Annotated in this window: 10 protein-coding genes; 4 read left to right on the plus strand and 6 right to left on the minus strand. The window is 62.2% G+C overall.

Going from position 1 to position 12014, the window contains the following annotated elements; translation table 11 throughout:
• Positions 1 to 3 precede the first annotated feature (3 nt).
• From DNK50_RS24200 to DNK50_RS24210, 3 genes are read left to right on the plus strand one after another with little or no spacing between them, the layout of a single operon-like run.
• Complete coding sequence (locus tag DNK50_RS24200) at positions 4 to 918, plus strand: PLP-dependent cysteine synthase family protein (protein WP_112196457.1); 915 nt, start codon at positions 4 to 6, stop codon at positions 916 to 918.
• A gap of 37 nt (positions 919 to 955) precedes the next feature.
• Positions 956 to 1948, plus strand: coding sequence for a serine O-acetyltransferase (locus DNK50_RS24205; RefSeq protein ID WP_099582710.1), 993 nt, complete (start codon positions 956 to 958; stop codon positions 1946 to 1948).
• A gap of 2 nt (positions 1949 to 1950) precedes the next feature.
• Positions 1951 to 2679 carry an alanyl-tRNA editing protein gene (locus tag DNK50_RS24210; protein ID WP_112196458.1) on the plus strand — a complete coding sequence of 243 codons (729 nt, stop codon included), beginning with the start codon at positions 1951 to 1953 and terminating at the stop codon, positions 2677 to 2679.
• Between the two features lie 149 nt (positions 2680 to 2828).
• On the opposite strand, the gene prpD is transcribed toward DNK50_RS24210, so the two are convergent.
• From prpD to DNK50_RS24240, 6 genes are all read right to left on the minus strand, one after another.
• The gene (prpD, locus tag DNK50_RS24215) at positions 2829 to 4313 is read right to left on the minus strand and encodes a 2-methylcitrate dehydratase (RefSeq protein ID WP_112196459.1); all 1485 of its coding nucleotides are present in this window, start codon (positions 4311 to 4313) and stop codon (positions 2829 to 2831) included.
• Between the two features lie 130 nt (positions 4314 to 4443).
• Positions 4444 to 5634, minus strand: coding sequence for a 2-methylaconitate cis-trans isomerase PrpF (prpF, locus tag DNK50_RS24220; RefSeq protein ID WP_099582713.1), 1191 nt, complete (start codon positions 5632 to 5634; stop codon positions 4444 to 4446).
• Between the two features lie 10 nt (positions 5635 to 5644).
• Positions 5645 to 8239, minus strand: a complete 2595-nt coding sequence (gene acnD / locus DNK50_RS24225; protein ID WP_112196460.1) for a Fe/S-dependent 2-methylisocitrate dehydratase AcnD — start codon at positions 8237 to 8239, stop codon at positions 5645 to 5647.
• 195 nt (positions 8240 to 8434) lie between these two features.
• Positions 8435 to 9562, minus strand: a complete 1128-nt coding sequence (gene prpC, locus DNK50_RS24230; RefSeq protein WP_099582715.1) for a 2-methylcitrate synthase — start codon at positions 9560 to 9562, stop codon at positions 8435 to 8437.
• Positions 9563 to 9603: 41 nt separating this feature from the next.
• On the minus strand, positions 9604 to 10497 hold the full coding sequence (gene prpB / locus DNK50_RS24235) for a methylisocitrate lyase (protein WP_099582716.1): 894 nt from the start codon (positions 10495 to 10497) through the stop codon (positions 9604 to 9606).
• A complete protein-coding gene (locus tag DNK50_RS24240; RefSeq protein WP_099582717.1) occupies positions 10494 to 11204 on the minus strand; it encodes a GntR family transcriptional regulator in 711 nt (236 codons plus the stop codon). The genes prpB and DNK50_RS24240 overlap by 4 nt, the downstream gene beginning before the upstream one ends.
• Positions 11205 to 11476: 272 nt before the next feature.
• Between DNK50_RS24240 and DNK50_RS24245 the strand changes: the two genes are divergently transcribed.
• Complete coding sequence (locus DNK50_RS24245) at positions 11477 to 12010, plus strand: ATP-dependent zinc protease (RefSeq protein WP_099582718.1); 534 nt, start codon at positions 11477 to 11479, stop codon at positions 12008 to 12010.
• The last annotated feature ends 4 nt before the right edge of the window (positions 12011 to 12014 follow it).

Below are 12014 nucleotides of genomic sequence, written 5' to 3' on the forward strand. Positions count from 1 at the left end.
CTGATGTTGCATAACTCGATCCTCGACGCCATCGGCCACACGCCCATCGTGCGGCTGGCGCAGTTTTCCGAAGACCTCGGCATCGAGGTCTACGCCAAGCTCGAATCCCTCAACCCCGGTGGCAGCCACAAGGCGCGCATCGCCCTGGGCATGATCCTCGACGCCGAGCGCCGGGGCGTGCTGATACGCGATTCCGGGCAAACCATCATTGAGCCCAGCGGCGGCAATACCGGCATCGGCCTGGTGATGGCCGGCAATGTGCTGGGCTACAAAGTGGTGCTGGTGATCCCCGACAACTACAGCCCCGAAAAACAGAAGCTGCTGCGCCTGTACGGCGCCAAGGTGGTGCTGTCGGACAGCCGCCGGGGCAACAATTCCCATGGCGAAAAGTGCATGGAGCTGCAGCTGGAAAATCCCAGCTACGTGATGCTCAACCAGCAACGCAACGGCGCCAACCCGCAGACCCACCGCGACACCACCGCGCCGGAAATCCTCCGCGCCTTTGGCGAGCGCCGTGTGGACTACTTTGTCAGCGGCATCGGCACCGGTGGCCATATCACCGGTATCGGCGAAACCCTCAAAGCCGCCTGGCCGGCGATCCGCGTCATGGGCGTGGAACCGGAGGAATGCGACCTGCTGAAAGACCAGCACGCGCCGCACCATATCCAGGGCCTGTCGATTGGCCTGATCCCGAGCATCCTCAACCTCAATGTGATCGACGGCATGCTCAAGGTTTCGCGCCAGGACTGCATCGACATGATGAAACGCATCATGCGCACCGACGCCATCAGCCTGGGCCTGTCCTCCGCTGCCAACATGGTCGCCATCGCCCGGCTCGCCCCCGAACTGCCACCCGAAACGGTGGTGTTGACCATGGTCTACGACAATGCCGACAGCTACCTTCCCAGTTTTGAATAACCGGTTTTCCAACCAGCCAGATTGCGGGGGTGCCTCCATGGGTGGCTTTATCGACATGCAACAGCTGCATGATGAGTTGCTCACCCAGCTCATCAAGACCCTCACGCCTGCGCAGATGAAGCAGTTGGAACCGCACCTGGCGCCGCTGATCCAGAACGCCGCCCAGGCGGTGGCCGAAGACCTGATCGCCTACGCCTACCGCGATCCGGCATCACGCGGGCGCGGCGAGCTGATCCTGGAATCCTATGCCTCGTTCAAGGCGGTGCTGTATTACCGCCTGGCACACCTTGTGTGGAATTTCCCCGACCAGACCAACGGCGTGTTTTCACGCATCGCCCTCAAACTCAGTAATCAGGGCAAAGTGCTGTCCGGTGCGGAGATTCACCCGGCGGCGCGCATCGGCCGCCGCTTTGTGCTGGACCACGGCTACGGCACCGTGATCGGTGAAACCTGCGAGATCGGCCACGACTGCTACATCCTCTGCGGCGTGACCCTCGGCGCCCGGGGCATCGCCAACAACCCCGACGGCAAGCGCCATCCACGCCTGGGCAACAACGTCGAAGTCGGCTCCGGCGCCCGTGTGCTGGGGTATGTGTTGATTGGCGACAACGTGTTTATCAGCCCGTCCTGCGTGATCACCCAGGACGTACCCGCCGGGACCAAGGTCAAGGTGGTGAACCAGATCCAACTGCAAAAAAACGATGAATCGGACCACAGCAACTACCTCGGCGCCTTCGCCCTGGATGAGCGCTTGCATGTGGTCGGCGAGGTCAATGCCAGCCACAAGGTCACGGTACTGGACGCCGACTTCCACCCTCTGCAGGGGCTGATGCTGGAACCGACGGTGAAGGAGCGTCACCACCTGCAGTTTCGCCTGCACCGCGTTGAAGCCGGCAATCAGCTGCCACGCCTGCCGCTGAACCTGAAAATCTGCGGTCCGGAGTTTGAAATCACCCTGCTTTCCCCCCCTGGCTTGAGTGCAATGGTGCGCCACCTGTTGCAAGCCAGCCCACTGATCGTCGGAGGTTGAACATGTCTGTGCACACCATGGAAACCCTGGCGCTGTTTGACAGCGCGCCCTACCAGAACGCCTTCAGCGCCCGGGTGATTGCCGTCAGCGAACACGGCATTGCCCTGGAACACACGTTGTTCTACCCAACCGGCGGCGGACAGCCGGGCGACACCGGCCACTTGACCCTGCCCGACGGGACGCAGGTGGCCGTGACCGGCACCGTACGCGACCCGGTGCTGCGTTCGATCATCTGGCACCAGGTGGAACACTGCCCCGAGCAGTTGACTGCGGGGGGCCAGGTCGATGCCGGCCTCGATTGGGAACGGCGCTATCAGCACATGAAAATGCACACCTGCCTGCACTTGCTGTGCTCGATCATCGATGCGCCGGTGACGGGTTGCAGCATCAGTGCCGACAAGGGCCGCCTGGATTTCGACCTGCCGGAAATGACCCTCGACAAAGACAGCATCACCCGCGACCTCAACGCGCTGATCGAACAGGCTCACCCGGTGAAAACCCTGTCGATGGCCGCCACGGAATACTCCACGCTGCTGCAGATAACCCGCACCCAGGCGGTCGCGCCGCCGGTGATCCAAGGCTCGGTACGGGTGATTGAAATTGCCGGGATCGACATCCAGCCGTGTGGCGGCACCCACGTGATCAACACCGAGGAAATCGGCCGGGTGTTCTGCGAGAAGATCGAGAAGAAGAGCAAGCACAACCGCAGGGTGATCCTGCGGTTTGAGTGATTCCTGAACCTGACTCAATAGCGCAACAGTGGAGGACAAAGTGGGAGGGGGCTTGCCCCCGATAGCAGGGTGTCAGTCACTGCATATGCTGATTGAAACACCGCTATCGGGGGCAAGCCCCCTCCCACACTTTAGTCCTGCACAGGTTTTTAGATCACGAACAGGTCCATGAAGCGATTCACCGGCGTGGCCTCAAGCCGCGCCGGGTCCTTGCACAACGCAAAAATCTCGGCGCTGCGATGCGCGGTAAACCGTGTGGCCAGGTTGGCCTTGAACTTGTCTTCCAGCAAAGCAATACCGTCCATCCGACGGCGGCGATGACCAATCGGATATTCCACCGCCACCTGCTCGGTGCAGGTGCCATCACTGAAGAACACCTGCACCGCATTGGCAATGGAACGCTTGTCGGCTTCCAGGTATTCGCGGCTGTAGCGCGGATCTTCGACGATGACCATTTTGTCGCGCAGTACATCAATGATCGGGTGTGCGGCGTGGAAGTCATCCTCGTATTGCTCGGCCACCAGGGTGCCGAACGCCAACGGCACGGCGGTCATGTATTGAAGGCAGTGGTCGCGGTCGGCAGCGTTGGCCAGTGGGCCGACCTTGGAGATGATGCGGATCGCCGACTCATGGGTGGTGATCACGATGCGATCGATGTTGGACAGCCGATTTTTCACCTGCGGATGCAGCATCACCGCCGCTTCGCAAGCCGTTTGGGCATGAAACTCGGCGGGGAAGCTGATCTTGAACAGCACGTTTTCCATCACATAAGTGCCGTACGCCTGTGACAGGCTGAATACGCGCTTGTCCTCTGGCTTGAGCGCCAAGTCCTTGTTGGTGTGGCTGAACAGCACATCGTAAAAGCCCCACTGCGGCGCGCTTAATACGCCGGGGATGCCCATCTCGCCACGCAGCGCGATATCCGCCAGGCGCACGCCTCGACTCGATGCATCGCCCGCCGCCCAGGATTTGCGCGAGCCAGCATTCGGCGCATGGCGGTAAGTGCGCAGCGCCTGTCCGTCCACAAACGCGTGGGACAAGGCCGCCAGCAATTGCTCACGGTTGGCGCCCATCAGCTTGGCGGTGACCGCTGTCGACGCGACTTTCACCAGCAACACATGGTCGAGGCCGACACGATTGAAGGAGTTTTCCAGCGCGATCACGCCCTGGATTTCGTGGGCAATGATCATCGCTTCCAGCACCGCACGCACGGTCAGCGGCGCATCGCCATTGGCCACGCGTTTTTGCGACAGGTGATCGGCCACGGCGAGGATGCCGCCGAGGTTATCCGAAGGGTGGCCCCATTCAGCGGCGAGCCAGGTGTCGTTGTAGTCGAGCCAGCGCACGATACAGCCGATGTCCCACGCCGCCTTGACCGGGTCCAGACGAAACGACGTGCCCGGCACCCGTGCACCAAACGGCACCACCGTACCCTCGACGATCGGCCCCAGGTGCTTGGTGCACTCGGGAAACCGCAGGGCCAGCAGACCGCAGCCGAGGGTGTCCATCAGGCAGTTGCGCGCGGTGTCCAGCGCGGCTGGGGAGTCGATCCGGTAGGTGAGGACGTAGTCGGCGATGTCTTGCAGGACCTGGTCGTAGTCGGGGCGGTTGTTCTGGTCGACGTTGGCGCTCATGGCAGATCTCCAAAGTGAGTTAGGGTTGTTGCATCCTCAGGGTCAGGGTTGATCGTTTCGCAGGTCTGAATGCCTGTTTATGACTGTGGAAGGGGGCAAGCCCCCTCCCATATTGGATGTGTGCAGGGTTTTAGAAGGCGTCGCCGGGTACGCGCACGAAGCCTTCCATCAACACCCGTGCACTACGACTCATGATGGCTTTCTTCACCACCCATTCGCCGTTCACTTGGGTAGCTTCGGCACCCACGCGCAACGTGCCCGACGGATGCCCGAAGCGCACCGCATTACGCTCAATGCCGCCTGCGGCGAGGTTGACCAGGGTTCCGGAAATCGCCGCCGCGGTGCCAATCGCCACCGCCGCCGTGCCCATCATCGCGTGATGCAGCTTGCCCATGGACAGTGCGCGCACCAGCAGGTCCACATCGCCAGCCTTGATCGCTTTGCCGCTGGACGCCACGTAATCCGCAGGTTTGGCCACAAACGCGACCTTTGGCGTGTGCTGGCGCTGGGCGGCTTCGTCCAGATGTTTGATCAGGCCCATGCGCAGTGCGCCATAAGCCCGCACGGTCTCGAACATGGCCAGGGCCTTGGGGTCGCCGTTGATCGCGCCTTGCAGCTCGGTGCCGGTGTAACCGAGGTCTTCGGCGTTGATGAAGATCGTCGGGATACCGGCATTGATCAGCGTGGCCTTGAAGGTGCCGACACCGGGCACTTCAAGGTCGTCTATCAGGTTGCCGGTGGGGAACATCGAGCCACCGCCGCCCTCTTCTTCTGCCGCCGGGTCCAGGAATTCCAACTGCACTTCCGCGGCCGGGAAGGTCACGCCGTCCAGTTCGAAGTCGCCGGTTTCCTGCACTGCACCGTCGGTAATCGGTACGTGGGCAATGATGGTCTTGCCGATATTGGCCTGCCACACCCGCACCACGGCCACGCCGTTGTGCGGGACGCGGGCCGGATCGACCAGCCCGGCGCTGACGGCGAACGAGCCCACCGCCGCCGACAGGTTGCCGCAGTTACCGCTCCAGTCGACAAAGGGCTTGTCGATGGAGACCTGGCCAAACAGGTAGTCCACGTCGTGGTCGGCGCGGGTGCTTTTGGCCAGGATCACGCTTTTACTGGTGCTCGACGTGGCGCCGCCCATGCCGTCGATCTGTTTGTCGTAGGGGTCGGGGCTGCCGATCACCCGCAGCAGCAAGGCATCGCGTGCCGCGCCCGGTACCTGCGCCGAGGCGGGCAGGTCCTGGAGGCTGAAAAATACGCCCTTGCTGGTGCCGCCACGCATGTAGGTGGCGGGGATCTTGATTTGCGGTGCGTGTGCCATGGTCGTCCTCTTAAGCCGTCGCCGCCGATTCCAGGAAGTCCTGGGCAAAACGTTGCAACACGCCGCCCGCCTCGTAGATCGACACTTCTTCGGCGGTGTCCAGGCGGCAGGTCACCGGCACTTCGACACGTTCGCCATTTTTGCGGTTGATCACCAGGGTCAGTTGCGCACGCGGGGTGCGCTCGCCGACCACGTCATAGGTTTCGCTGCCGTCGATGTGCAAGGTGTGACGGTCGGTGCCCGGCAAAAACTCCAGGGGCAACACGCCCATGCCCACCAGGTTGGTACGGTGGATGCGCTCGAAGCCTTCGGCGGCAATCGCTTCCACACCGGCCAGGCGCACGCCCTTGGCCGCCCAGTCGCGGGACGAGCCCTGGCCGTAGTCGGCGCCGGCGATGATGATCAGCGGTTGCTTGCGTTCCATGTAGGTTTCGATGGCTTCCCACATGCGCGTAACCTTGCCTTCGGGCTCGATGCGCGCCAGGGAGCCCTGCTTGACCTTGCCGTTTTCCACGACCATTTCGTTGAACAGTTTCGGGTTGGCGAACGTTGCGCGTTGCGCGGTCAAGTGGTCGCCCCTGTGAGTCGCGTAGGAGTTGAAGTCGACTTCCGGCAGGCCCATCTTCGCGAGGTATTCGCCGGCGGCGCTGTCGAGCATGATCGCGTTGGACGGCGACAGGTGGTCGGTGGTGATGTTGTCCGGCAGCACCGCGAGCGGGCGCATGCCCTTGAGCGGACGCGCCCCGGCCAGCGCGCCTTCCCAGTACGGCGGGCGGCGGATGTAAGTGCTTTGCGGGCGCCAGTCGTACAGCGGCGCGACTTTGGGGCCGGTGTCTTCGTGGATGGCGAACATGGGGATATACACGGCGCGGAACTGCTCCGGTTTGACCGAAGCCTTGACCACGGCGTCGATCTCTTCGTCGCTCGGCCAGATGTCCTGCAGGCGGATTTCCTTGCCGTCGGCGTCGAGGCCGAGCACGTCCTTCTCGATGTCGAAACGGATGGTGCCGGCAATCGCGTAGGCCACCACCAACGGCGGCGAGGCAAGGAACGCTTGCTTGGCGTAGGGATGAATACGCCCGTCGAAGTTACGGTTGCCCGAGAGCACGGCGGTGGCGTAGAGGTCGCGGTCAATGATCTCTTGCTGGATCACCGGGTCGAGCGCGCCGGACATGCCGTTGCAGGTGGTGCAAGCAAACGCCACCACGCCGAAACCGAGCTGATCCAATTCATGCCCGAGGCCGGCCTCTTCCAGGTACATCGCCACGGTTTTCGAACCGGGCGCCAACGAGGACTTGACCCACGGCTTGCGCTTGAGCCCCAGTTTGTTGGCATTGCGCGCCAACAGGCCGGCGGCGATCACGTTGCGCGGGTTACTGGTGTTAGTGCAACTGGTGATGGCGGCGATGATCACCGCGCCATCGGGCATTTGCCCTGGCACGTCATCCCATTGCCCACTGATGCCTTGGGCCGCCAGGTCGCGGGTGGCAACACGGGCGTGAGGGTTGCTCGGGCCGGCCATGTTGCGCACGACGCTGGACAGGTCGAAGGTCAGGCCGCGCTCGTATTGCGCGCCTTTCAGGTCGTCAGCCCACAAACCCGTGTGGCGGGCGTATTGCTCGACGAGCGCAACCTGTTCGTCTTCACGGCCGGTAAGTTTCAGGTAGGCGATGGTTTGCTGGTCGATATAGAACATCGCCGCCGTGGCGCCGTATTCCGGGGCCATGTTGGAGATGGTCGCACGGTCGCCCAAGGTCAGGGCTGAGGCACCTTCGCCGAAGAACTCCAGCCAGGCGCCGACGACTTTCTGTTTGCGCAGGAATTCGGTCAGCGCCAGCACCATATCGGTGGCGGTGATGCCCGGCAGCAGCTTGCCCGTCAGCTCGACACCGACACTTTCCGGCAGGCGCATCCACGAGGCGCGGCCGAGCATCACGCTCTCCGCTTCCAGGCCGCCAACGCCAATGGCGATCACACCCAACGCATCCACGTGGGGCGTATGGCTGTCGGTGCCGACGCAGGTATCAGGGAACGCCACGCCGTCGCGCACCTGGATCACCGGGGACATTTTCTCCAGGTTGATCTGGTGCATGATGCCGTTGCCCGGCGGGATCACGTCGACGTTCTTGAAGGCCTTTTTGGTCCACTCGATAAAGTGGAAACGGTCTTCGTTGCGACGGTCTTCGATGGCGCGGTTTTTCTCGAACGCATCGGGGTCAAAACCACCGGCTTCGACGGCCAGGGAGTGGTCGACGATCAGTTGGGTCGGCACCACCGGATTGACCTGCGCCGGGTCGCCGCCTTGCAGGGCGATGGCATCGCGCAGGCCGGCGAGGTCCACGAGGGCGGTCTGGCCGAGGATGTCATGGCACACCACGCGGGCCGGGAACCAGGGAAAGTCGAGGTCGCGCTTGCGTTCGATCAACTGGCTCAGGGACGCGTCAAGGGTGGCCGGGTCGCAACGGCGCACCAAATTCTCGGCGAGTACACGGGAGGTGTAGGGCAAGGTGGCGTAGGCGCCGGGGGTGATGGCTTCGACGGCCGCTCGGGCATCGAAGAAATCCAGGCGGCTGCCGGGGAGCGGTTTGCGGAATTCAGTGTTCATCGTCAGGACTCGGTCACGGTAGTTGCAAAAAGGAAGACCTGCGCCGATCCGAGGCTGGAATGGAATCAAAATGTGGGAGGGGGCTTGCCCCCGATGGCGGTGTATCAGTTGATACATGTGTTGAATGACACACTGCTATCGGGGGCAAGCCCCCTCCCACTTTTGAGCTCATTCCAACCCTGGAATCGCCGGTCTTCAGCGACGTTCGATTGGCACGAACTTGCGCTGCTCTACGCCGGTGTACTCGGCGCTTGGACGGATGATGCGGTTGTTGGCACGCTGCTCGAACACATGCGCGGCCCAGCCGGTGAGGCGTGAGCAGACGAAGATCGGCGTGAACAGCTTGGTCGGGATGCCCATGAAGTGGTACGCCGAGGCATGGTAGAAGTCGGCGTTGGGGAACAGTTTCTTCTGCTCCCACATGGTCTTGTCGATGGCTTCGGAGACCGGGAACAGCACCGTGTCGCCCACTTCATCGGCGAGCTTTTTCGCCCAGCCCTTGATCACTTCATTGCGCGGGTCGTTGTCTTTGTAGATCGCATGGCCAAAGCCCATGATCTTGTCTTTGCGCGCCAGCATGCCGAGGGTGCCTTCCACCGCCTCTTCGGCCGAGGAGAAGCGCTCGATCATTTCCATCGCCGCCTCATTGGCGCCGCCGTGCAGCGGGCCACGCAGGGAGCCGATGGCGGCGGTGACGCAGGAGTAGAGGTCGGACAGGGTCGAGGCACACACGCGGGCGGTGAAGGTCGAGGCGTTGAATTCGTGCTCGGCGTAAAGGATCAGCGACACGTTCATGACCTTTTCATGCAGCTCGCTCGGCTTCTTGCCGTGCAGCAGGTGCAGGAAGTGGCCACCGATGCTCGGCTCGTCGGTCACGCAGTCGATGCGCTTGCCGTCGTGGCTGAAGCGGTACCAGTAGCACATGATCGCCGGGAAGGCGGCGAGCAGGCGGTCGGTGACATCGCGCTGCACACTGAAGTCTTTCTCGGGTTCGATATTGCCCAGGAACGAGCAACCGGTGCGCATCACGTCCATCGGGTGGGCGTCGGCGGGGATGCGTTCCAGCACTTCCTTCAGGGCCTGGGGCAGGTCGCGCAGCGTGCTCAGCTTTTTGCTGTAGGCGGCCAGTTCGGCCTGGGTCGGCAGTTCGCCGTACAGCAGCAGGTAGGCAACTTCTTCAAACTGCGCTTCGGCGGCCAGTTCACGCACGTCGTAGCCGCGATAGGTCAGGCCGGCACCGGCCTGGCCCACGGTGGACAATGCAGTCTGCCCGGCTACCTGACCACGCAGGCCGGCACCACTCAATACTTTTGCTTCAGCCATGTTCGTTCTCCAATCTTGTAGTTATTCAGGGAGGCCGTTCGTTACTTTTTCGCGGCGAACAGCGCGTCGAGCTTCTGCTCGAAGGTGTGGTAGTCGATGCGGTCGTAAAGCTCCATGCGGGTTTGCATGGTGTCGATCACGTTCTGTTGGGTGCCGTCGCGACGGATCGCGGTGTAGACGTTCTCGGCGGCCTTGTTCATGGCGCGGAAGGCCGAGAGCGGGTACAGCACCAGGGAAACATCGGCAGATTTCAACTGTTCGGTGGTGTACAGCGGGGTCGAACCGAATTCAGTGATGTTGGCCAGGATCGGCGCTTTCACCCGGGCGGCAAACAGCTTGTACATCTCAAGTTCGGTGATGGCCTCCGGGAACACCATGTCGGCGCCGGCCTCGATACAGGCGGCGGCGCGCTCCAGCGCGGACTCCAGGCCCTCGACGGCCAGGGCGTCGGTGCGCGCCATGATCACGAAGCTGTCATCCGTGCGCGCATCCACGGCGGCCTTGATGCGGTCGACCATTTCCTGCTGGGACACGATTTCTTTGTTCGGGCGATGACCGCAGCGCTTGGCACCGACCTGGTCTTCGATATGAATAGCAGCGGCGCCGAACTTGATCATCGACTTGACGGTGCGCGCCACGTTGAACGCCGACGAGCCGAAACCGGTGTCCACGTCCACCAGCAGCGGCAGGTCACACACGTCGGTGATGCGGCGTACGTCGGTGAGCACGTCGTCCAGGCCGGTGATGCCCAGGTCAGGCACGCCCAGGGAGCCGGCCGCAACGCCGCCGCCCGACAGATAAATCGCCTTGAAGCCCGCACGCTTGGCCAGCAGCGCATGGTTGGCGTTGATTGCGCCGACGACCTGCAACGGCTGTTCGCTGGCGACCGCGTCACGGAAACGCTGGCCGGGTGTGCTTTTATTATTCGAACTCATGACTCACCTCTATCAGGGGCGCCGTCCGGGAAGTGACGGGCAATGTTGCGTTTGGACGCGCCGATATGACGGCGCATCAGCAGTTCGGCCAGTTCACCGTCGCGATCGGCAATCGCATCAAGAATGCGGTGGTGCTCGGCAAAGGCCTGGCGTGGACGATTGGGAGTGGCGGAGAACTGGATGCGGTACATGCGCACCAACTGGTACAGCTCGCCGCAGAGCATTTGGGTCAGGGTGCGGTTACCGGCGCCTTGAATGATCCGGTAATGAAAATCGAAGTCGCCTTCCTGCTGGTAATAGCCGACACCGGCCTGGAACGCGGCATCCCGTTCGTGGGTGTGCAGCACCTGGCGCAGTTCTTCGATTTCAGCGTCAGTCATGCGCTCGGCGGCCAGGCGGCAGGCCATGCCTTCCAGGGACTCGCGGATCTCATACAGCTCGACCAGCTCGGCGTGGCTCAAGGACACCACTCTAGCGCCGACGTGAGGCACGCGGACCAGCAGGCGCTGGCCTTCCAGGCGATGGATCGCCTCGCGCAACGGGCCACGGCTGATGCCGTAGGTGCGCGCCAGCTCAGGCTCGGAAATCTTGCTGCCGGGGGCAATCTCACCCTTGACGATGGCGGCCTGGATGCGCCGGAAGACGTTCTCGGACATGGTCTGGGAATCGTCCTGCGCCACCACCGGCGTTTGCAGCTGATCCAGCATATTGTCGACACCTTTAAAAGCAATGTGGCAAAAACTAGCTAATCAGACCTGCATAGTCAAAGAATAAATCCACATTGTCGACAATCGTCTAATAACCACGACTAACCTCTCTCAAGGCATGGCCGCCTGCCAGCGCTGGCGCCAAAAAAGCATCATGTTAGAATGCCCGCCGAATTTGCCTGACATCATTGGATGAAACGGCGCACGAGGGAGCTTGCGCAGTAATGCCAGTCGCCTTGAATTGAACATCGCACTGCATCGCCTCAGGATCTATGAGACTCAAGCCCTTTTCCCTGTTTTGCCTACTGTTCGTACCGGGCCTTGGCGTTGCCGCCGAGAAGACCGTGTATGGCCTCAACGAATACGCCCAATTGGCTGGCATCAACCTGGAAGTCGCCGCCAAGCTGGACACCGGCGCCAAGACCGCCTCCCTCAGCGCCCGCGATATCAAGCGTTTCAAGCGCAACGGCGAATCCTGGGTGCGTTTCTACCTGGCGATCGACACCGCCCATTCCCACCCCATCGAACGCCCCCTGGCCCGCGTCAGCAAGATCAAGCGCCGTGCCGGCGATTACGACCCCGATGAGGACAAGAACTACACCGCCCGACCAGTGATTGCCCTGGATATCTGCATGGGCACCGCTTTACGCAGCATCGAAGTGAACTTGACTGACCGCAGCGCATTCCAATACCCGCTGCTGATCGGCTCCGAAGCGTTGAAACGCTTTGATGCGCTGGTCGACCCCAGTCTTAAATACGCAGCAGGCAAACCCGCCTGCGCCGCCGACGCTCATACCGCCGAGTAAACCG

It is taken from the genome of Pseudomonas sp. LG1E9, assembly GCF_003290225.1.
GTDB lineage: Bacteria > Pseudomonadota > Gammaproteobacteria > Pseudomonadales > Pseudomonadaceae > Aquipseudomonas > Aquipseudomonas cyclaminis.

Excerpts from the sequence above, each read along its gene's own strand:
- DNK50_RS24240 (WP_099582717.1), bottom strand. The coding sequence starts at position 11,204 with ATGCTGGATCAGCTGCAAACGCCGGTGGTGGCGCAGGACGATTCCCAG.
- prpD (WP_112196459.1), bottom strand. The coding sequence starts at position 4,313 with ATGAGCGCCAACGTCGACCAGAACAACCGCCCCGACTACGACCAGGTC.
- prpC (WP_099582715.1), bottom strand. The coding sequence starts at position 9,562 with ATGGCTGAAGCAAAAGTATTGAGTGGTGCCGGCCTGCGTGGTCAGGTA.
- DNK50_RS24200 (WP_112196457.1), top strand. The coding sequence starts at position 4 with ATGTTGCATAACTCGATCCTCGACGCCATCGGCCACACGCCCATCGTG.
- DNK50_RS24245 (WP_099582718.1), top strand. The coding sequence starts at position 11,477 with ATGAGACTCAAGCCCTTTTCCCTGTTTTGCCTACTGTTCGTACCGGGC.
- acnD (WP_112196460.1), bottom strand. The coding sequence starts at position 8,239 with ATGAACACTGAATTCCGCAAACCGCTCCCCGGCAGCCGCCTGGATTTC.
- prpB (WP_099582716.1), bottom strand. The coding sequence starts at position 10,497 with ATGAGTTCGAATAATAAAAGCACACCCGGCCAGCGTTTCCGTGACGCG.
- DNK50_RS24210 (WP_112196458.1), top strand. The coding sequence starts at position 1,951 with ATGTCTGTGCACACCATGGAAACCCTGGCGCTGTTTGACAGCGCGCCC.
- prpF (WP_099582713.1), bottom strand. The coding sequence starts at position 5,634 with ATGGCACACGCACCGCAAATCAAGATCCCCGCCACCTACATGCGTGGC.
- DNK50_RS24205 (WP_099582710.1), top strand. The coding sequence starts at position 956 with ATGGGTGGCTTTATCGACATGCAACAGCTGCATGATGAGTTGCTCACC.